The 21053-nt window shown below is 61.9% G+C and carries 21 protein-coding genes; 18 read left to right on the top strand and 3 right to left on the bottom strand.

Features of this window, described 5'->3' with window-relative positions:
- Positions 1–72: 72 nt before the first annotated feature.
- Positions 73–693 carry a response regulator FixJ gene (fixJ, locus tag AC1DZ8_RS13915; protein ID WP_477304607.1) on the bottom strand — a complete coding sequence of 207 codons (621 nt, stop codon included), beginning with the start codon at positions 691–693 and terminating at the stop codon, positions 73–75.
- Entirely contained in the window at positions 680–2200 is a 1521-nt protein-coding gene (locus AC1DZ8_RS13910) for a PAS domain S-box protein (protein ID WP_477304609.1), read from the bottom strand. The genes fixJ and AC1DZ8_RS13910 overlap by 14 nt, the downstream gene beginning before the upstream one ends.
- Positions 2201–2485: 285 nt before the next feature.
- Here AC1DZ8_RS13910 and AC1DZ8_RS13905 point away from each other — a divergent pair, with 285 nt between their 5' ends.
- The 12 genes from AC1DZ8_RS13905 (at position 2486) to ccoS (ending at position 12835) form a co-directional block, all read left to right on the top strand.
- Positions 2486–2932, top strand: coding sequence for a pseudoazurin (locus AC1DZ8_RS13905; RefSeq protein ID WP_477304611.1), 447 nt, complete (start codon positions 2486–2488; stop codon positions 2930–2932).
- Between the two features lie 243 nt (positions 2933–3175).
- Positions 3176–4279, top strand: coding sequence for a copper-containing nitrite reductase (nirK, locus tag AC1DZ8_RS13900; RefSeq protein ID WP_477304613.1), 1104 nt, complete (start codon positions 3176–3178; stop codon positions 4277–4279).
- 59 nt (positions 4280–4338) lie between these two features.
- Positions 4339–5202 carry an SUMF1/EgtB/PvdO family nonheme iron enzyme gene (locus AC1DZ8_RS13895; RefSeq protein WP_477304615.1) on the top strand — a complete coding sequence of 288 codons (864 nt, stop codon included), beginning with the start codon at positions 4339–4341 and terminating at the stop codon, positions 5200–5202.
- 110 nt (positions 5203–5312) lie between these two features.
- A complete protein-coding gene (locus AC1DZ8_RS13890; protein ID WP_477401031.1) occupies positions 5313–5729 on the top strand; it encodes a group III truncated hemoglobin in 417 nt (138 codons plus the stop codon).
- 164 nt (positions 5730–5893) lie between these two features.
- Positions 5894–7546 (top strand): cytochrome-c oxidase, cbb3-type subunit I, encoded by a 1653-nt coding sequence (gene ccoN, locus AC1DZ8_RS13885; RefSeq protein WP_477304619.1) that lies wholly within the window; start codon positions 5894–5896, stop codon positions 7544–7546.
- Positions 7547–7553: 7 nt separating this feature from the next.
- Entirely contained in the window at positions 7554–8294 is a 741-nt protein-coding gene (gene ccoO / locus AC1DZ8_RS13880; protein ID WP_477304621.1) for a cytochrome-c oxidase, cbb3-type subunit II, read from the top strand.
- The gene (locus tag AC1DZ8_RS13875) at positions 8291–8461 is read left to right on the top strand and encodes a cbb3-type cytochrome c oxidase subunit 3 (protein WP_477304623.1); all 171 of its coding nucleotides are present in this window, start codon (positions 8291–8293) and stop codon (positions 8459–8461) included. Before ccoO ends, AC1DZ8_RS13875 begins: the two co-directional genes overlap by 4 nt.
- Positions 8452–9333: a cytochrome-c oxidase, cbb3-type subunit III gene (ccoP, locus tag AC1DZ8_RS13870; RefSeq protein ID WP_477304625.1), complete on the top strand. Its 882-nt coding sequence runs from the start codon at positions 8452–8454 to the stop codon at positions 9331–9333. Before AC1DZ8_RS13875 ends, ccoP begins: the two co-directional genes overlap by 10 nt.
- Positions 9333–9542 (top strand): hypothetical protein, encoded by a 210-nt coding sequence (locus AC1DZ8_RS13865; RefSeq protein ID WP_477304627.1) that lies wholly within the window; start codon positions 9333–9335, stop codon positions 9540–9542. The genes ccoP and AC1DZ8_RS13865 overlap by 1 nt, the downstream gene beginning before the upstream one ends.
- Before the next feature lie 46 nt (positions 9543–9588).
- Positions 9589–10395, top strand: coding sequence for a DUF2189 domain-containing protein (locus AC1DZ8_RS13860; RefSeq protein ID WP_477304629.1), 807 nt, complete (start codon positions 9589–9591; stop codon positions 10393–10395).
- Positions 10396–10400: 5 nt separating this feature from the next.
- A complete protein-coding gene (locus tag AC1DZ8_RS13855) occupies positions 10401–12683 on the top strand; it encodes a cation-translocating P-type ATPase (RefSeq protein ID WP_477401028.1) in 2283 nt (760 codons plus the stop codon).
- The gene (gene ccoS, locus AC1DZ8_RS13850; RefSeq protein WP_477304631.1) at positions 12680–12835 is read left to right on the top strand and encodes a cbb3-type cytochrome oxidase assembly protein CcoS; all 156 of its coding nucleotides are present in this window, start codon (positions 12680–12682) and stop codon (positions 12833–12835) included. Before AC1DZ8_RS13855 ends, ccoS begins: the two co-directional genes overlap by 4 nt.
- 492 nt (positions 12836–13327) lie before the next feature.
- On the opposite strand, the gene AC1DZ8_RS13845 is transcribed toward ccoS, so the two are convergent.
- Positions 13328–13999: a GntR family transcriptional regulator gene (locus AC1DZ8_RS13845; RefSeq protein ID WP_477304848.1), complete on the bottom strand. Its 672-nt coding sequence runs from the start codon at positions 13997–13999 to the stop codon at positions 13328–13330.
- A 139-nt stretch (positions 14000–14138) separates the two neighbouring features.
- On the opposite strand from AC1DZ8_RS13845, the gene AC1DZ8_RS13840 reads away from it, so the two are divergent.
- The 6 genes from AC1DZ8_RS13840 (at position 14139) to AC1DZ8_RS13815 (ending at position 21052) form a co-directional block, all read left to right on the top strand.
- On the top strand, positions 14139–14726 hold the full coding sequence (locus AC1DZ8_RS13840) for an amino acid synthesis family protein (RefSeq protein WP_477304633.1): 588 nt from the start codon (positions 14139–14141) through the stop codon (positions 14724–14726).
- Positions 14719–16515, top strand: a complete 1797-nt coding sequence (locus AC1DZ8_RS13835) for an alpha/beta fold hydrolase (protein ID WP_477304635.1) — start codon at positions 14719–14721, stop codon at positions 16513–16515. Before AC1DZ8_RS13840 ends, AC1DZ8_RS13835 begins: the two co-directional genes overlap by 8 nt.
- Before the next feature lie 5 nt (positions 16516–16520).
- Complete coding sequence (locus AC1DZ8_RS13830; RefSeq protein WP_477304637.1) at positions 16521–17570, top strand: LLM class flavin-dependent oxidoreductase; 1050 nt, start codon at positions 16521–16523, stop codon at positions 17568–17570.
- The gene (locus AC1DZ8_RS13825; protein ID WP_477304639.1) at positions 17567–19045 is read left to right on the top strand and encodes an aldehyde dehydrogenase; all 1479 of its coding nucleotides are present in this window, start codon (positions 17567–17569) and stop codon (positions 19043–19045) included. Before AC1DZ8_RS13830 ends, AC1DZ8_RS13825 begins: the two co-directional genes overlap by 4 nt.
- Positions 19046–19126: 81 nt before the next feature.
- Positions 19127–20131, top strand: coding sequence for an ABC transporter substrate-binding protein (locus tag AC1DZ8_RS13820; RefSeq protein WP_477304641.1), 1005 nt, complete (start codon positions 19127–19129; stop codon positions 20129–20131).
- 60 nt (positions 20132–20191) lie between these two features.
- On the top strand, positions 20192–21052 hold the full coding sequence (locus AC1DZ8_RS13815; RefSeq protein ID WP_477304643.1) for an ABC transporter permease: 861 nt from the start codon (positions 20192–20194) through the stop codon (positions 21050–21052).
- Position 21053 lies beyond the last annotated feature (1 nt).

Here is a 21053-nt window from a genome sequence, read left to right as displayed (position 1 = left end):
TTCACAGCAAACGGCAATCTGGCGATTCACGCCTTGCGCCAGATCAATCCTGTGAATCGGGCTGAGCGAGATTCAGGCTGGACCGAAACCAGCGGCCAAAGCCATCCGCACAAGCTGCGGCAGGCTTTTTGCCTGCATCTTGGCCATGACGTTGGCGCGGTGCACCTCGACGGTGCGTGGGCTGATGTTCAGATCATAGGCAATCGACTTGTTCGGCAATCCAGCCACCACGCCTGAGAGGACCTGGCGTTCGCGGTCGCTCAACCCCCCAAGCCTTGTTTGGATCGAAACGACATCGTCGAGCTCTGACGGTTTGTCGACAAGTTGTTCGGCTGCGCGCTGGATGGCTTCGATCAGGACGACGTCCTCGAACGGCTTCTCGATGAAATCCGTTGCGCCGGCCTTCATCGCTTCGACCGCCATGGGAACGTCGGCGTGACCGGTGATGACAACGGCCGGAAGCGAGGCGTTTGCGCTCACGAGATTTCGCAAAAGCTCCACTCCGGTCATGTCAGGCATGCGCAGGTCGGTCACCAGAACGCCATTTCTGATGCTTGAAGCCGCAGCCAGAAAGTCGGTTGCGCTCTCGTGCATCTTGACCGCGAATCCCGACATGGTGAGCAGAAAAGCCAACGACTTCCTGACCGGTTCCTCGTCATCGACGATGTGAACGATATAGTCACCCGTCTCCATGTCCGTCCTCTTCCGTAAATGCGGGGAGCGTGAACCTGAACGTCGCCCCACCAGCGGCGTTCTGGCTCACCGTCATCGTTCCGCCATGCGCCTCGACGATCCGCTTGGAGATCGACAGTCCAACCCCCATGCCGCCAGGCTTTGTCGTCACGAAGGGTTTGAAAAGCTGGGCCGAAATCTCCTCGGAAATCCCTGGCCCGGTGTCTTCGACGACAACGGCGATTTCGCCATCCTGCGCGGCATAGGTGCGCACGACAAGCTCGCGGCGCGCGCTGTCGTGCATGGCGTCCATGGCATTGCGCATCAAATTGGTCAGCACCTGTTGAATCTGTATGCGGTCGACCATCACGGTTGCCGGTCCAGGCGCGAAGTCGAACACTGTCCGCACCCCGCGCTCGCGCGATCCCACCAATGCCAGGGCTCCCGCCTCTTCCACCAGGCTGCGAATGTTCTCCGGTGCTTTGTCGGTGGCGCCTTTGGTGACGAATTCGCGAAGATGGCGAATGATCTGCCCCGCACGCAGCGACTGCCTTGCTGTTTCTTCCAGTGCGGCCCTCATCCTTGTTGCCACGGCGTCGTCCATGTCGCGCAGCAGGCGGGCGCAGCCTTGAACGTAATTGGCAATCGCCGAAAGTGGTTGGTTCAGCTCGTGAGCGAGCGTCGAGGCCATTTCGCCAAGTTCGTTGAGGCGTGCCAACCTTGCCAGTTCGCCCTGGATTTCATGCAGACGTGCCGCCGATTCTTCCCGTTCCGTAAGGTCCCGGATGAAGCCGGTAAAAAAGGTCTTGCCGCCCGACTTCATCTCGCCGACTGCCAATTTCATCGGAAATGTCGAGCCGTCCTTGCGTCGACCGGCAACAACGCGATCGATGCCTATGATCCGCTTTTCGCCGGTGGCCAGGTATCGGTGCATATAGCCGTCATGTTCGTGGCGATAAGGCTCCGGCATCAGGAGGCGCACATTCTCTCCGACGACCTCGGCCTCGGCGTAGCCGAACTGCCGCACCGCGGCGGCATTGAACGAAACGATCGTGCCGTCCTTCTCGATGACGACGGTCGCGTCGATCACCGTGTCAAGAATGGAGCGAAGATGGGCCTCCCGCGCGTCGAGCGCGCTTTCGGCCCGATCGATTGCCTTGCTGGCGCGGTGCAGGAGTTCGCCCATCCAGGCAATCGCCAGGCCGACAAGGGCGAAGACGACGAGTTCAACCGGATTTTGCGCACGATCGGACTGAAGATTGTCCAGCCAGAACGCTCCGCCCAGCGAAAGCGCCACGGACAACAGCCCAGGCCAGATGCCACCGGCGATCGAGGCAACGAGGATGGCAGGCGTAAAGAGGGTAAAAGTCGCCCGGTCTTCGAGCACTCCTTGCAGCAGAATTCGGATAAGAACAGCGGCTGCGACCATGACAATCGCCAGCAAATAGCCATCGCGTCCTTCGAAACGGCGAGACAGCACCGCTTGCAGGAAGCGCCCTTTGATACCGGTAATGTCCCGCGCTGGCATGAAATTCGTTACCGCTGAGCTGAAAGGCTGCCGCCAAGCTGAGCCAACCTAGCTGAACGTTCGTCACTTAGCGCACTTTTTCCGTTCGTTCCCGAACAGAATGGGAAGGAGCGCGGGCTGCGCGAGGCAAGCAGGCTGCCAGAGGTCCTCACGGGCGCCGGATCGCCACGTCATATCCAGATATTTCGTGTGCCGGTTTGCGCCAGCGCAAACCGCAGCGCCATCCCGCGGCGTAGAAGGCCGCAACGGTTGATGCCGTGATGAAACTTAGGAAAGGACTATCCCATGAAATTGCCCCTGATCGCCGCGGCCATCGCGTTGTTCGCCCTGGCCGGCGCAGCAAGCGCTGAAGAACACGTCGTGCAGATGCTCAACAAGGGCGAGAAGGGTTCGATGGTCTTCCAGCCCGCCTACGTAAAAGCGGCGCCCGGCGACACGATCAAGTTCGTGCCCACCGACAAGTCCCACAACGCCGAAACCGTCAAGGGAATGCTGCCGGACGGCGCTGAAGCGTTCAAGGGAAAGGCGAACACGGAGATTACCGTGACCCTAACCAAGGAAGGCGTCTACGGCGTGAAATGCGCGCCCCACTACGGTATGGGCATGGTGGCGTTGATCGTCGTTGGCAACCCTGTGAACCTCGACGCGGCGGAAGCCGTCAAGCAGACCGGCAAGGCCAAGACGGTATTTGCTGAGCTGTTCGGCGAGGCCACCAAGGCCGCCTCCAACTGACATCTCGATGACAGATACCCTCGGTTGGCGATAGCCGGGGGAAAGGGCCGGACGGACCACAGGGGGAGGTCCAGTCCGGCCTATTTCATATGGATCGATGAGCGCTTCGGAACACAATCCTCTCCGCACCCGCAAACCCAACAATCGCATTGGAAATGAACTTGGTTTGCGCCAGCGCAAAGACGGTCCCCGCAAGCAGGCTATTCTTGGGGCATCAAGTGGTTGACGCACAAGGAGATTGAAATGCTTACGCGACGTGAAGCTCTGTTGGGATCTGTCCTTACCGCCGCCGCCGCGGCAACGATGGTCGCAATGCCGGCTGCGGCGAGCGCCAAGGAAGTGGCCGGACTGCCGCGCGAAAAGGTCACCCTCGTCGCGCCACCCTTCGTCCACGCGCACGACCAGGTGGCCAAGGACGGCCCGAAAGTCGTCGAGTTCACGATGACGATCGAGGAAAAGTCCGTCGTCATCGACGCCGATGGGACGCAGCTCAACGCGATGACCTACAATGGCTCGATCCCCGGTCCCTTGATGGTCGTCCATGAAGGCGACTATGTCGAACTCACCCTCATCAATCCCGACACCAATACGCTCGCGCACAACATCGACTTCCACGCTGCCACCGGCGCGCTCGGCGGTGGCGGGCTGACACTGGTCAACCCCGGCGAGCAGGTGACGCTGCGCTTCAAGGCAACGCGCACGGGGACGTTCGTCTACCACTGCGCGCCCGGCGGACCGATGATCCCGTGGCACGTCGTGTCGGGCATGAGCGGTGCGGTGATGGTGCTGCCGCGTGACGGCCTAAGGGACGACAAGGGCAAATCCATCCTCTACGACCGCATCTATTATATCGGCGAAAACGACTTCTACGTCCCTCGCGACGAGCAGGGGAAATTCAAGAAATACGAAACGGCCGGCGACAATTTCGATGACACGATGAAGGTCATGCGCGGATTGATTCCGACGCACGTCGTGTTCAATGGCAAGGCGGGATCGCTGACCGGCGAGAATGCCATGAAGGCGAAGGTTGGCGAGACTGTTCTGATCGTCCATTCGCAAGCCAATCGCGATACGCGGCCGCATCTGATCGGCGGCCACGGCGATTACGTCTGGGAGCAAGGCAAGTTCGCCAACCCTCCCGCAAAGGACCTGGAGACCTGGTTCATTCGCGGCGGTTCCGCCGGCTCGGCCCTCTATACATTCCAGCAGCCGGGCATCTATGCCTACGTGAACCACAATCTGATCGAGGCAGTGGAACTCGGCGCAACCGCACATTTTACGGTCGATGGAACCTGGGATGACGACCTGATGACGCAGGTCGAAGCCCCAAGGGCCATTACGGCGTGAGCATCGGCACGACCTTGCGCCAATCTGCGCAAGGTCGCGTGCGCTTTGGATGAAATGCCATGTCGTTCAACCCAATCGTAGCCATCGGAAGTATCGCGGCTGCCGCGCTGATCGTCATGGGCGCGACCAGTGCGCTCGATCGATTGGCCGGTTTACCCGTGGCAGGTCCCGAACTTGTGACCCTCGCGCCGGGATCCTTCGACCACCCTCAGTCAGGCGAATTCCTGGAGGAAGGCCATCCCGTCGCGGCGCCGCGGATGCTGGCAACGGTCAATGTTCCGCTGAAGATCATGAAATACCAGGTGAGCGCAGCCGAATACGGACGGTGCGTGACATCAGGCAGTTGCAAGGCGGCCGACACCCTGGATATCGGCAATGTCCCGGTCACCGGCGTAAGTCATATCGACGCCGAAGCCTATGCGGCCTGGCTCTCGGCCCAGACCGGCGCGACATGGCGGCTGCCGACAGATACAGAATGGGCCTACGCCGCCGGCGAACGGTTCCGCGGTGATATCGAGGGCGGCGCCGGCGACCCTAACAATCCCGCGCAGCGCTGGCTCGCCCAGTATCGCACCGAGGCTTCGCTCGGACGGAAATCCGATCCCGAGCCACGGGCGCAAGGGGCCTTTGGCGTCAACTCAAAGGGGTTGGCGGACGTTGCGGGCAATGTCTGGGAGTGGACATCGACCTGCTACCTCCACGCCACGATAGCCGCCGACGGCGTCAGCATCGTGAGCTCGATCGACAATTGCGGGGTGCACGTAGTGGAAGGCTTCCACCGCACCTATATGTCGAACTTCATCCGGGATGGGAAAAGCGGCGGCTGCGCGGTCGGCACACCGCCAGACAATCTGGGTTTCCGCCTTGTCCGCGAACGCCTCAACGTCATACGAGCCGCCATGCGGCGCCTTGGATATTCTTGACCCGTGAGTGCCGCGTTTCGAGGCCAGGGAATTATGAAGGCACAATCGCCGAAAGGATCACTATGAACTCATCCGCGATCGATCAGGCGCGTCCGGCTGCCGAGCGGCCGTTGGCCGATCCGGGAGTTGACCGGGCGAGCATCGGCGCACTGGTCCGCGCGTTCTATTCCAGACTGCGGGAAAGCCAACGGCTCGGGCCGATCTTTGCGCGTGAGATTACCGGCGACTGGGAGCCGCATCTCGAGAAAATGACCGACTTCTGGTGTTCCGTCATTCTCAAGACGGGCGACTATCAAGGACGCCCGGTTCCTGCCCATCTGAAACTCAAGGATGTGACCCAGGCCGATTTCGACATCTGGCTGGGCTTGTTTGGCGAGATCGCGGCGGCGCAGTTTGCCCCGCGGACGGCCGCGGTCTTTGTCGATCGAGCCGAACGCATTGCGAAAAGCCTGAAGCTGGCGATGTTCTTTCGCCTTCCGCTTGCCGGCTCACCGGCGGGCAACACTGCTGAAGCCAAGGGCAGCTGAGCCGGAGCTCGCCCGTCGCTCCCGTCGGGCCGGCCGCCTGAAAGCGGCACTCTCTTTCCGGGTGCAATCAGCTTCGTTTTTGCGCCAGATCAAATTACCTGCCGCGCAGCCATGCGAAACCCGAGGGACGATTTCGCCCTGACGGGCATCTGAGGTGGCCGCATATGCTCGCTCAACTGACATCCGGCGAACGCCAACTTTCCATCGTGGTGCTGACCCTGATGACCATAGTCGGACTGGCCATGGCGGCAGCTGGGCGAGGCGACCCGATCGGCGTGCATGGGTTTATTGTCGTTGTTGCAAGCCTGGCGATGCTCTTCGTCATGCTTTCGGCGCTCTACGCCCCCGAACCCTCCGCTGAACGTCTGGATCACTATTATGACGACCCGAGCAAGGTGGGCGTCATCCTCACCATGATCTGGGCCATGGTCGGCATGTTCTTCGGCGTCTGGGTGGCGAGCCTGCTGGCCTGGCCCGATCTGACCTTCGACGCGGCCTGGGCAAGTTTTGGCCGCTTGCGGCCAGTTCATACAAGCGGAGTGATCTTCGGCTTCGGTGGCAACGCGCTGATCGCCACGTCTTTCCATGTGCTGCAGCGAACTTCGCGCGCCCGATTGCCCGATCAGTTCAGCCCCTGGTTCGTCCTGCTCGGCTACAATTTGTTCTGCGTCCTGGCGGCGACCGGCTATTTCATGGGTGTCACGCAATCGAAGGAATATGCGGAACCGGAATGGTACGCCGATATCTGGCTGGTCATTGTCTGGGTGGTGTATTTCGCGATCTACATTCGCACGCTGGCTCGCCGCAAGGAGCCGCACATCTATGTCGCCAACTGGTACTACATGGCCTTCATCCTGGTCGTGGCGATCCTCCATATCGTCAACAATCTGGCCGTGCCGGTGTCGTTCGGCCATGCCAAAAGCTATTCGGCCTTCTCTGGTGTTCAGGACGCGATGACGCAGTGGTGGTACGGCCACAACGCCGTCGCGTTCTTCCTCACCTCCGGCTTTCTCGGGATGATGTACTACTACCTGCCCAAGCGAGCCGGTCGGCCGATCTATTCCTACCGGCTGTCGATCATCAGCTTCTGGGGCATCACCTTCATGTATATGTGGGCGGGGTCACACCACCTGCATTACACCGCCTTGCCCGAATGGGTGCAAACGCTGGGCATGACGTTCTCGCTGGTCCTCCTGGTGCCATCGTGGGCCTCGGCAGGAAACGCGCTCGCCACCCTCAATGGAGCCTGGCACAAGGTGCGCGACGACGCCACGCTGCGTTTCATGATGGCGGCGGCGGTCTTCTACGGCCTGACCACGTTTGAAGGGTCGTTCATGGCGATCCGTCCGGTCAACGCGCTCTCCCACTATACCGACTGGACCATCGGTCACGTCCATGCCGGCGCCCTGGGTTGGGTGGCGCTAATCACCTTCGGCTCGATCTACTGTCTGGTCCCGACCTTATGGAAGCGTGAACGGATGTACTCGGCCAAACTGGTCGAAGTGCACTTCTGGTTGGCGATCTCGGGAACGGTTATCTACGTCTTCGCCATGTGGAATTCCGGCATCCTGCAAGGCTTGATGTGGCGGACCTACAACGAGAACGGAACGCTCACCTATTCCTTCATTGAATCCATGGTGGCGATGCATCCCTATTACATCGCGCGCGCCTTCGGTGGGCTGCTGTTCCTGCTCGGTGCCATCACCGGCTCCTACAACATCTGGATGACGATCCGCGGCCACTCGCAAGTCGCGCTGCAACCGGGCGACGACACGCCGCAGCGCCATTTGGCGCCTATCGCCCAGCCGGCGGAGTGAGAGGATCATGCGCGAATTTCATCGCAAAATCGAACGCAGCGCCATCGGCTTCGTCCTTGCCATCGTCGTGGTCTCCAGCATCGGCGGCTTCGTGGAGATCGCTCCGCTGTTCACCATCGACAACACGGTCGAGAACGCGCCGGACATGCGGGTCTACACCCCGCTGGAGCAGGCCGGGCGCAACATCTACATGCGCGAAGGCTGCTACGCCTGCCATTCGCAAATGATCCGGACATTGCGCGACGAAGTCGAACGCTACGGCCCTTATTCGCTCGCCGTTGAATCGAAATACGATCATCCGATGTTGTGGGGATCAAAGCGCACGGGGCCGGATCTGGCGCGCATCGGCGGCAAATATTCCGACGCCTGGCAGGTCGCCCATTTGATCAACCCGCGCGCGGTGGTTCCGGAATCGATCATGCCCAAATTCGGCTGGCTGCGCGACAACCCGCTGCGCATCGACGATCTAGGCGAGCATCTCACCGCCCTCAGGGACGTCGGCGTTCCCTACACCGACGACATGATCGCCAATGCCCCCCACGACGCGCTCGGCCAGACCGCGCCGGAGGGCGATTTCGCCGCAGGCGTTACCAAGCGCTACGGCCAGGCAACACAGGTCAGGGCCTTTGACGGCAATCCGGCAACCGTCACCGAAATGGATGCGCTGGTCGCCTATCTGCAGATCCTTGGCCACCTGACCGGCGCCGCCCAGGCGGAGGTTGCCGCGCAGCCGGAGGCCGCGCAATGAGCTGGGAACACGAAGTCGTCGTCGCCTTTTCCAAAAGCTGGGGCCTTTTCTACCTGATCGCGATGGCCGTAGGCGTCCTCGTCTACACGTTCTGGCCGTCGAACAAGAAGCGGTTCGAAAGGGCGAAAGACAGCATTCTCGACGGAGATGACAAGCCATGGAAATAGGCGAGCGCGATCCCGTCACGGGACAGATCACGACCGGTCATGAGTGGAATGGCATCAAGGAGCTGTACACGCCAATTCCGCGCATTGTGTTCTTCTTCCTGGCCACCACCATCCTTTTTGCCGTGTGCTACTGGGTCCTCATGCCGGCCTGGCCATTGGGCAAGACCTACACCAAGGGCCTGCTTGGAATGGACCAGAAGACCAGTGTCGAACGCCTGGTAAAGGATGCCACGCTGGAGCGTGCCGCCTGGACCCAAAAGATCGATCAAATGGATTTTGCGGCAATTCAGGCCGATCCTTCGATGATGACGATCGTCGAAGAAACCGGCCACACGCTGTTTGGCGACAATTGCGCGGCTTGCCACGGCACCAAAGCCATGGGCGGTCCCGGATTTCCCAACCTCACCGCCGGCATCTGGCTCTGGGGCGGTGATCCCGAAACGATCTTTGAAACGCTGCGAGTCGGCATCAACTCGACGCACCCCGATACGCGGACCTCGCAGATGCTGGCCTTTGGCCGCGATGGCGTGATCGAGAGCAAGCAACTGGCTGACGTCGTCGCCTATGTGCGGTCTCTCGGCGGTACCACAGACGGCCTCGATGCCGATCCGCAAAGCATTGCCGCCGGACAGGACGTGTTCAAACAGAATTGCATCGCCTGTCATGGCGACGATGCCAAGGGCAAGCACGACGTCGGCGCGCCTGACCTGACCGACAGCAACTGGATCTATGGTGGCGACCTCCAGTCCGTCAACGAGACAGTCTATGGCGGCCGGCAAGGCACCATGCCTAGTTGGGAACAGCGCTTCTCTCCGACCCAGCGCAAAATACTCGCCCTCTATGTGCTCTCCCTCCGGAAGGAGCCTGAGTGATGCTGGATCCCGCCATGCCGTCGGGGCCGCGATCGCGCTCGCGGACTGTCGCGCTCGTCCTGGTCACGGCGGGACTGGCGCTGGTCGCCGCTGCCAATTTCCATCTGGTCTACGTGTCCTTCGCCTCGCAATCCGACTGCGTGCCGCATTTGAAGGAACCCGGCGACCCCGCGAAGAACAGCTACGCTGCGGCCAGTTCGTCGTGCTGACGCTGAAGCTGCGCGACCCGGCGAAACGACAGGAAGGATCATGGAAATGAGTGATCTCCATATGGCCAATGACGAGGAATTCGTCCGCGTCGCATCGCGCAACCGCGGTCTCCCGGCCAGTGCCGCGTTTGGCTGGCTGCGCGCCGGCTGGCAGGACCTGACGGCAACGCCGGCCCCCAGTCTCGCCTATGGGCTGGCGGTCTTTGCCGTGTCCGCGATGATCGTCGGCGGGCTTTTCCTATTTCGGCTCGACTACATCCTGTTTCCCGCCACCGCGGCCTTCATGGTTGTCGGCCCGCTCATCGCCGTCGGGCTCTATGAAAAAAGCCGATCGCTGGAACAGGGCAGAGCCATCTCTCTTGCCAGGATGATCTTCGTCAGGCCGGCCTCCGGCGCCCAGATTCTCTTCGTCGGCTTCATCATGCTCGGCCTGGCGCTGCTGTGGATGCGTGCTGCGGTCATCATCTACGCGCTGTTCTTCGGCTGGCGGCCGTTTCCCGGCCTCGATCACCTTGCCCCGATGCTTTTCACCACCACCATCGGCTGGGCAATGTTGGCCGTCGGCACGGTGGTTGGCGGGGTGTTCGCCGCATTCTCCTTCGCCATCAGCGCCTTTTCGGTTCCCATGCTCCTCGACCAGCGAACGGATGCGTTTACCGCGATGGGCACCAGCATTTCGCTGGTCTGGAACAACCGGCCGGTGATGATAGCCTGGGGTGCGATGGTGCTGCTGCTGACCCTTCTTGGCCTTGGCACCGGGCTGGTCGGATTGATCGTCACCTTTCCTCTGCTCGGGCATGCCACATGGCATGCCTACAGGACCATATCGGCTGAGCCGGGGCTGAAGGAGTAGCGCTTATGAGCTGCTGCGCACCCGGGGCCGAAGCTGCCCTGGAGATCGGCCCGGCGGGTCGGGTTTCCAGTCCGCGTGAGGAGCTTGTCCTTGTCAGCCGCGACCTCGGCGGCGGCCTTTTTCAAACCGATCTGTCGGTGCCCGAAATCCATTGCGCATCCTGCATGGCCACGGTCGAGCGCGCTCTGTCGCGCTTGCCCGGCGTCGAATATGCGCGGGCCAACCTTTCGATGAAACGGACCATCGTGAAATGGCGCCCGCGCGTCGACAAGGCACCAGATCTCATTGGCGCGCTGAGAGCGGCGGGCTACGCGTCACATGTCTTCACTGCGGAAACCGACCAGCGCAGTCCCGAATATTCCCGGTTGATCAAGGCGCTCGCCGTCGCCGGCTTCTGCGCCATGAATATCATGCTGCTGTCGGTTTCGGTCTGGTCCGGAGCCGAGGGCGGAACCCGTCAGGCGTTCCACTGGATTTCCGCGGGGCTCGCCTTGCCGGCAATCGTCTATTCGGGACGGATATTCTTTTCCTCGGCATGGGTTGCCTTGCGCAACGGCCGGACCAACATGGACGTGCCGATTTCAATCGGCGTTTTGATGGCGTTCGGGCTCAGTCTCTACGACACCATTCACAGTGGGCCACATGCCTATTTCGACGCGGCGACATCGCTTTTGTTCTTCCTGCTCATCGGCCGCACGCTCGACCATGTGATGCGGGAAAAGGCGCGCTCGGCCGTGGCTGGGCTTGCGAACCTGGCGCCGCGAGGAGCGATCGTGGTGGACGCCGACGGCCGGCACTATGTCCCGGTCGCGGAGATCAGGCTGGGAACCTCCATCCTCATTGCCGCCGGCGACAGGGTCCCTGTCGACGGGATCGTCCTGGAAGGCGCTTCGGAGCTCGATTGTTCGGTCGTCACCGGAGAGACGGCACCCAGGCCCGCCATTCCGGGCACCCTGGTCCAGGCCGGGCTTCTCAATCTGACGGGGCCACTCACGATAAGGGCCGCAGCCGAGGCAAAGGATTCGTTCCTGGCGGAAATGATCAGAATGATGGAAGCAGCCGAGGGCGGTAGGGCGCACTATCGAAGACTGGCGGATCGTGCCTCGGCGCTCTATTCGCCAGTCGTGCATGCCATCGCCTTGCTGTCCTTTCTGGGGTGGCTCTCCATGACAAGGGATTGGCACGCATCGGTTTCGATCGCCATCGCCGTGTTGATCATAACCTGCCCGTGCGCACTCGGTCTTGCCGTTCCGATCGTGCAGGTCGTTGCCGCCCGGCGCCTCTTCGAAAAAGGCGTGATGGTCAGGGACGGCTCCGCTCTCGAGCGCCTCGCCGAAGTCAACACTGTGCTGTTCGACAAGACCGGCACACTGACGCTCGGCCGTCCCCATCTCGTCAACAAGGCTGATGTTGATCCCGGTGCATTGGTGCTTGCCGCCAAAATGGCGTCGGGCTCTCGGCATCCGATGTCCCTCGCAATTCTGGCTGCCGCATCGCAAGGCTCCGTTGCAACCTCTCCTATGAACAATCTCACCGAGTACCCCGGCCGCGGTCTCAAAGCCAGGATGGGAACCACGTTCTACCGCCTGGGCCGACCGGACTGGGCGCTCGGCCGAAAAATGCCGGAAGGTGCGGACGACTGGTTTTCGGTGTCGCTGTTGGTCCAGAACGGGCAGCAACTGGCGCGGCTTGTGTTTGAAGACACCATGCGAGGCGGCGCGCGCGCGACGATCGATCGATTGCGCCACCAGGGCCTCGGTGTCGGCATTCTATCCGGTGACCGTAGATCTGCCGTGGCCGCTCTGGCTTCGAAACTCGGCATCGATGATTTCACGCCGGAAATGCTTCCATCCGACAAGGTTGAGCGGATCGCGGCTCTCACCGCTGCCCACTCCAAGGTGTTGATGGTGGGAGACGGACTTAACGACGCGCCGGCCCTCGCCGCCGCACATGTCTCCATGGCTCCTGCGACGGCGGCCGACGTCGGCCGCAATGCAGCCGACTTCGTGTTCTTGAAAGAAAGCCTTGCGAGCGTCGCCGACGCCTACGAGATTTCGCGCAATGCCGGAAAGCTGATCCGGCAGAATTTCGCCCTGGCAGTCGGCTACAACGCCGTTGCGGTGCCATTTGCAGTATGCGGATACATCACCCCGCTCGTGGCTGCAGCGGCAATGTCGCTGTCGTCCGTCTTGGTGGTGGCCAATGCCTTACGTCTGGGTTCCCGAATGCCTTTCAGGCGCAGGGTGTCAGGCCTGCTTTCCGCCCAGATATTGAACACGACAACATGAGCTATTTGGCTTTCCTTGTGCCTGTCGCAATCCTGCTCGGGCTACTCGGCCTTGTGGCATTCATGTGGACCTTGCGAAATGAGCAGTACGAAGACCTGGACGGGGCCGCGGTACGTATCCTGATGGACGACGATCAGGACGAGCCCAAATAGTCGCCTTCGACAACTGTTGGTCTAGGCGATACACTTGCGAACCTGGGAGTCCGGGATGCGAAGCGCCTCACAGACGTTCAGGTTCAAATGCGTCTTCAGGACAGAGAGTGGCATTTCGCGTCAGCTAGCTGTCGCGGCATTCTCGGCGCCAGAATTTCTGGACTAGGTGTAGTGGGTGCCTTGAATGAGAAGGAGAGTTCTGGCGCAAAGGCCCGAAACATTTTCTTTCGAACGCCACGAGTTTAGCCGAGATAATGAATTCACTCACGAAGGCTTTCAGGTAAACCTTTGATATTTTTTTAATCTGGTGAGCCCGGAGGACGTATCAAGAACGTTGATTTCATGGGCTTTTTCGCGGGCCAGAACCAGAAATCTTCCCGTATCGTTCCATATGGTTCCGCCACAGTCGAATATAGCGCCCCTACGCCTCCTTCGCGCCAAGACCGGTCTTGAGCTCACATTGACGCTTGAGCTGCACAACAAAACGCGTCGTCACCTCGGGCGCAACAACTGCTGCGCGATAAACCAAGCTTGTTCGACATGATGTCGAGCGGCGGCCTCAGCTTTATCAGGGTCGCGCAACTTGATTGCGTCCATGATTTCGGTCATTTCGGCGATCGCCGGCTCGCGGCGGTTGTCCGAGGCAATGGTCATCGAACGCAGCTGGTTGATGCGGACATTCAGCCCGGTGACGATTTCCCAGGCAATACGCTTGTCGGCCGCTTCGAACAGCGCCTCGTAGAATTTGGTCGTCGCCCGCATCACCGCGACCGGCACGCCCGAAGCCCAGGCTTCGAACAGGTTGGTCAAAGCGCCATCGAGCAAGGCAATCTGCTCGCTCGTGGCCGACATGGCGCAAGCTCGCGCCGCGATGCCCTCCAGCAGCGCTCGCAATTCATAGATCTCGTCGGTGCGGCCGAGATCCGGCTTGGCCACGGCCGGTCCATGGCCCGGTATCATCTGCACCAGGCCTTCGGCCTCCAATTGCCGCAAAACCTCGCGCACGACCGAACGGCTGACCCCGAGCTGATCGCAAAGCCGCCGCTCGACCAGTCTCTCGCCGGGTTGGAAGTGGAAATCCATGATCGCCTCGCGCATGCGCTCCAGCGCCAGCGTCCGCAACGTCTTGGCGGAGCGGTCGATCCGCAGCGCATCTTCTGACATTTTTTCTCGCCTCCCTGGTACGGCCACAAAACAGATTCCGTGGCCAATTGACAAGGTTCTTGGCGCTCCATAGCATGGTATACCATAAGACGCGATAGACATGACGGCGCTGAACCGCGCTATCCGACCGAGGATTTTGATGAAGCCGGCCATTCGAAAGATCGTCACCTATATCGAGAACACGCTGATCGAAGGCGGAAAGGCAGCACCCCAGCCGCTGAGACTGGTCGGTGTAGCGGCTGTGCTGACGAACCCTTGGGCTGGCCGTGGTTTCATCGAGGATCTTTCTCCCGAGATCCGCGCCATCGCTCCCATCCTTGGCGAAATGCTGACCCGCGAGATCATCGCCGTCGCCGGTTCGGGCGAGGCGATCGAAGGCTACGGCAAGGCCGCCATCTGCGGCACCTCGGGCGAAATAGAGCACGCTTCGGCGCTGATCCACACGCTACATTTCGGCAATCACTATCGCCGCGCCGTCGGCGCCAAGACCTACCTCGCCTTTACCAATCTGCGCGGCGGGCCGAACACGCCAATCATGATTCCGCTGATGGACAAGAACGACGAAGGCCGTCGCTCCCATTATCTAACTGTGCATTTCCAGATCGGCGATGCGCCGGCGCCCGACGAACTGGTGGTGGCGCTTGGCGCCTCCATTGGCGGGCGCCCGCACCACCGCATCGGCGACCGCTATCAGGATCTCAAGGAGGTCGGGGACCTGCATGGCTGACGTCGCCGCCTCCGCATGGGTCCGGGACACGGCTCCGGACGGAACCGGCTTCATCCGTGCCGGCTCCGGCGCGCCGGTTCTGCTCATCCACGGCGTCGGCATGAATGCCGCGATCTGGCAGGATCAGATCGCTTCGATGAAAGGCCGCCACGACCTGATCGCCATTGATATGCTCGGCCACGGCAACTCGCCGCTGCCGCCCGAAAATGCCGCACTGTCCGACTTTGCCGATCAGGCGCTTCGCCTGATCGATCACCTCGGTCTCGCCTCCGTATCGATCGTCGGCCATTCCATGGGGGCGTTGGTGGCCCTCGAAATCGCCCATCGCGCACCGTCGCGGGTCAGCTCCATCGTCTGTCTCAATGGCGTGTTCCGTCGTCCTGAGGCATTGGCGCAGGCTGTGCGCGAACGGGCGGCAGCACTCGGCAGTCATGGCGACCCCTCCGCCATCGCCGCAACGCTAGCCCGCTGGTTCGGCGATCCACTGCCAACCAATTTGGCCGGCGCGGCCGCGACGGCCCGCATCGCGCTTGAAGGTGTCAGCGCCGAGGGCTACGCGCGCACCTATCGCCTCTTTGCTCACGCCGATACCCAGCATGCCGATCGCTTAGCCGAGCTTGCGGCGCCAGCGCTGTTTATGACCGGATCCGAGGACAGGAATTCGACGCCGGCCATGTCAGCGGCCATGGCGCGGCTTGCACCGCGCGGCCAATGCCTCGTGTTGAGCGGCGAAAGGCACATGATGACAATCGCTTCGCCCGAAAAAGTGACTCAACACATCATGGCTTTTCTCGATGCCGAGAAAGACGCCGCCGCCAAGCCGGAGGCTCCTGCATTTGACCCCGGCGAATTCAGGCGGGCGCTAGGTTCGTTTCTGACCGGCGTCACCATCGTCACCACGGTCAGTGCGGAAGGCGAACCGCGCGGCTTCACCGCCAATTCCTTCACCTCGGTCTCGCTCGATCCGCCGCTGGTGCTTGTGTGCATCGCCAAGAAGGCGTTGGGGCACAGCGCGTTTTCGACCTCAAGAGGTTTCGCGATCAACATCCTCTCGGAGAGTCAGAAGGCCGAATCCGGCATTTTCGCCTCCAAAGCAGCTGACAAATTCGCTTCCGTTGCCTGGCAATCCGGACACACCGGCAATCCGCTGATCGACGGTTCCGTCGCCGTGTTCGATTGCGCCATGGAGCAACTGGTCGATGCCGGCGACCATTCGATCCTCATCGGTCGCGTTCGCGACTTCACCCACAATGGTGCGCAGCCGCTCGGCTATTGCCGCGGCACCTATGTCACACCAGGCCTCAGCCAGGAGGCGCTGGCGGCAGCACCTTCGGGAACCGAAGTTGGCGCCATCCTCGAAAATGAAGGTCGCGTGCTGTTCTTCGAAACCCCGGACGGTTTCCACGAGTTGCCGGCGGGTCGCGGGCTGGGCTCGCCCAGGGATGCCCGCAGCCTCAAGGGATGCCTCGCCGCCAAGGTGGTCGACGCACAGCTCGGCTTCCTGTTTGCAGTGTGGGACGACGCGGCCGATCCGTCGCGCTCGCACGTCTACTACCGGGGGACGGTCACCGCCCCCGCCTCCAGCGATCGCCAGGTCAGGCTTGTCGACATCGACCATATCGCCGATCTCAAGGTCGCCGATCCGGCGGTTCGTTCCATGCTGACCCGCTATGTCCGTGAACGTACGGAAGATGCATTCGGCGTCTATGTCGGCAACGCGGTCGAAGGCGAGGTCCGGCCACTCGCCAAGCCCGCGCCTTCGCAAGCTCTTCATTCCGGTCGCAGGTGAACCCGATGAAATTTTCGCTTTTCGTTCACATGGAACGCTCGGATCTGGCGAAACCGCATTCCGAGCTCGTCGCCGAACTGGAAGAGCTTGTGCTGCTGGCCGAGCATGCCGGCTTCGAGACGGCCTGGATCGGCGAGCATCACGGGATGGAATTCACCATCTCGCCCAACCCGTTCATCAACATCGCCTATCTCGGCGCAAAGACGACGCGCATCCGGCTCGGCACCGGAACCATCGTCGCGCCATTCTGGCACCCGATCAAGCTCGCCGGCGAAGCAGCAATGGCCGACGTCATTACCGGCGGCCGGCTCGATATCGGCATTGCGCGCGGCGCCTACAGCTATGAGTACCAGCGGCTTTTCCCCGGGCTCGAAGCCTGGGGCGCGGGTCAGCGCATGCGCGAGATGGTGCCGGCGATCCGTGGCCTGTGGGATGGCGACTTCGAACTGTCCGGCGAATTCTGGTCGTTTCCGTCGACCACCTCATCGCCCAAGCCGCTGCAAAAGCCCTATCCGCCGATCTGGGTGGCGGCGCGTGACCCTAACTCGCACGACTTTGCCGTGGCCAACAAATGCAACGTACAGGTGACGCCGCTTGCCTCAGGCGACGGCGAAGTGGCGAGCCTGATGGGGCGCTTCAACACGGCCTGTGCCGCCCATCCCGAAATACCGCGGCCGGAGATCATGCTCCTGATGCATACGTTCGTCGCCGAGGACGCGGCCGATGCCGATCGCCTGACGCAGGACCTGTCGCAATTCTACTGCCAGTTCGGCGCCTGGTTCCAGAACAAGAAGCCGGTGCGCCAGGGCGTTCTGGAAGAACTGACCGAGGCTGAGATTGCGGCCATGCCGCAATATGCGCCGGACAAGATCAGACAGAATCTGGTGATCGGCGAAGCCGACGAGGTGATCGCCCGGCTCAAGGCGTACGAAGCGCTCGGCTATGACCAGTATTCGATCTGGATCGACAGCGGCCTTTCGCACGAGCGCAAGAAGAAATCGCTGCAGTTGTTCATCGACAAAGTGATGCCGGCCTTCCAGGGACCGCGCGCGTGACGAGCACCGGCGAATTCAGGAACTACATAGACGGCCAGTTCGTGGAGGCCGCCTCGACCTTCGACAGCATCAACCCGTCGACCGGCGCAACATGGGCAAAAATGCCCGCTGCTTCAGCCGCCGATGTCGACCGCGCCGTCGAGGCCGCACATCGGGCACTGCGCTCCGGCCCATGGGCAGCGATGACCGCAACGGCGCGCGGCAAGCTTCTGGTGCGGCTCGGCGATCTCGTCGTCGCCAATGCCGATCGGCTGGCTGAACTCGAGACGCGCGACACCGGCAAGATCATCCGCGAGACCCGCGCCCAGATCGGCTATGTCGGCGATTACTACCGCTACTATGGTGGTCTCGCCGACAAGCACGAAGGCTCGTTTGTTCCTATCGACAAGGCGGATATGGAGGTGACGATCCGGCCGGAGCCGATCGGCGTCGTTGCCGCCGTCGTGCCGTGGAATTCGCAGCTCTTCCTGTCGGCCGTCAAGCTCGGGCCGGCGCTGGCAGCTGGCTGCACGATCGTCCTCAAGGCGTCCGAGGATGGCCCTGCACCGCTGCTCGCCTTTGCCGAACTCGTCCACGAAGCCGGATTTCCCGAAGGCAGTGTCAGCATCCTGACCGGCTTCGGCCATGATTGCGGACACCGCCTGACCAGCCATCCGCTGGTCGCCCGCGTTGCCTTCACCGGCGGTCCTGGGACGGCGCGGCAGATCGTCAGGAACACGGCGGAAAATCTCGCCTACACCACGCTCGAACTCGGCGGCAAAAGCCCGGTCGTGGTGTTTGCCGATGCAGATCTGGACAGCGCCGCCAACGCTATCGTCGCCGGCATCTTTGCCGCCACCGGCCAGAGCTGCGTCGCCGGCTCGCGGCTGTTGGTCGAGCGCTCGGTGAAGGACGAATTTCTCGCCCGGCTCAAGCGCAAGGCCGAGGCGATCCGGATCGGCGACCCGCAGGATCCGACCACCGAAATGGGGCCGCTCGCCACGGCACGCCAGCGCGAGTGGATCGAAAAGACCGTCGCCGAAAGCCTCACCAGTGGCGGCCGGCTGGTCACCGGCGGCAAGCGCCCCGAGGGCAAGGCGGACGGCTTCTACTATGCACCGACGATCATCGAGGCGCCTGATCAAAACCTCGCCTGCGTGCGCGAAGAGCTTTTCGGCCCGGTGCTCAGCGCGCTCGCCTTCGACACCGAGGCCGAGGCGCTGTCGCTCGCCAACGATACGAAGTTCGGCCTAGCTTCCGGCGTCTTCACCACCAATCTTGCCAAGGCCCACCGCATGGCGCGCGGCATCCACGCCGGCGTGGTCTGGATCAACACCTACCGCGCCGTCTCGCCGCTGGTTCCGTTTGGCGGCTACGGCCAGTCCGGCCTCGGCCGCGAAGGCGGCATGGACGCGATCCGCGACTACACGCGTTCGAAATCGGTCTGGATACGCACCTCGGACGACCCAATTCCCGATCCTTTTGTCATGCGGTAGCGCCGCGGACGGGGATTCGCGATCAAGGCGAAAACGCCGACCGCGAACAGCCAACAACGAAAACAAACAGAGGAGAACGATATGAAACTGATCTTCACCGGCATCCTTGCCGGACTGCTCGCAACGACGGCCGCCGAGGCCGACGAAATGGTCTTCACCAGCTGGGGCGGAACGACCCAGGAAGCGCAGACCAAGTCCTGGGCCGAGCCCTTCACCGCCGCATCCGGCATCAAGGTCCTGCAGGACGGGCCGACCGACTACGGCAAACTGAAGGCCATGGTCGACGCCGGCAGCGTCAACTGGGATGTCGTCGATGTCGAGATGGATTTCGCCATCAAGGCGGCCAAGGACGGGCTGCTGGAGCCGATCGACTTCAAAGCGGTGCCGCAGGCCGATCTCGATCCGCGCTTCACCACCGACCATGCCGTCGGCAGCTTTTACTATTCCTTCGTGCTCGCCTGGAACAAGGGCGCCGTTTCGGGCGAACCTGCCGGCTGGGCCGACATGTTCGACACCAAGAAATTCCCGGGCAAGCGCACCTTCTACAAATGGTCGGCGCCCGGCGTCATCGAGATCGCCTTGCTCGCCGATGGCGTTCCCGCCGACAAGCTCTATCCGCTCGATCTCGACCGCGCTTTCAAGAAGCTCGACACGATCAAGTCGGACATCGTCTGGTGGGGTGGCGGCGCGGAATCGCAGCAGCTGATCGCTTCCGGCGAAGCAGCGTTCGGCCAGCTCTGGAACGGCCGCGTCTTTGCGCTTCAGCATGACGAGGCAGATGTCGGCGTGTCCTGGGCCCAGAACCTGACGGCGGCCGACGTTCTGGTGGTGCCGAAGGGCGCCAAGAACAAGGATGCCGCAATGAAGTTCCTGGCTGCGGCGAGCAGCCCGGCCGGCCAGGCAAAATTTGCCGAGGCAAGCGGTTACGCGCCGATCAACACCAAGGCTAAGGCCGAGATGCCCGCCGACGTCGTGAAGTCGTTGCCGGACGCTCATGTCGAGGGGCAGATCAACCTCGACATGAACTACTGGGCTGAGAACCGCGATGCCATCGCGACGCGCTGGTACGCCTGGCAAGCGAAGTAACACCGCAACAGAACGGGACGAGACGGCGCAGGCTGTCTCGTCCACAATCAGGTTCCCGCCATGTCGGTCGAAACGCGTCAGAGCTTCGGAACATTAAAGATGCCGGCAGGCTTCGGTGGCCTGCTGCCGGCACTGATCCTGATCGCGCTTTTCTTCGTTGTCCCGGTGCTGGCCCTGCTGTTGCGCAGCATCACCGAGCCCGCACCCGGCCTGCAGAACTACGCGACGCTGCTGGGTGACGGCACCTATGCCAGGGTGTTCTTCAACACCTTCCTGGTCGCGGCGGTGGTCACGGCAGTCACTGTCCTCGTCGCCTTTCCGGTCGCCTGGATGCTGGCGATTATGCCGACCGCGCTTGCCTCGATCGTCTTCGGCGTCATCATCCTGTCGATGTGGACCAATTTGCTCACCCGCACCTATGCCTGGATGGTGCTGCTGCAGCGTACCGGTGTCATCAATCGGGCGCTGATCGCCATTGGTGTCATCGACCAGCCGCTGCCGCTCATCAACAATCTTACCGGCGTCACCATCGGCATGGTCTACATTATGCTGCCGTTCATGATCCTGCCGCTGGTCGGCACCTTGCGGGCGATCGATCCGATGACGCTGCGTGCCGCGGCACTGTGCGGCGCCAGTCCCTTCCAGGCCTTCCGTCGCATCCTCTTGCCGCTGTCGTTGCCCGGCATCGCCGCCGGCGGCCTGATGGTGTTCGTCATGTCGCTCGGCTATTTCGTCACGCCGGCACTGCTCGGCGGCACGTCGAACATGATGTTGGCCGAAATGATCGCGCAGATGATCCAGTCGCTGCTCAATTGGGGGCTCGGCAGCGCCGCCGCCTTCATCCTCCTTGTCGTCACCATGGCCCTCTACGCATTGCAGCTGCGCCTTGTCGGCGCCAGGCGCGTGACGGGAGGCGTCTGAG

The sequence above is a fragment of the Mesorhizobium sp. P2_F7 genome (assembly GCF_056403695.1).
Note: the sequence above shows the minus strand (reverse complement) of the source record. Positions and strands in the feature narration are given on the sequence as shown.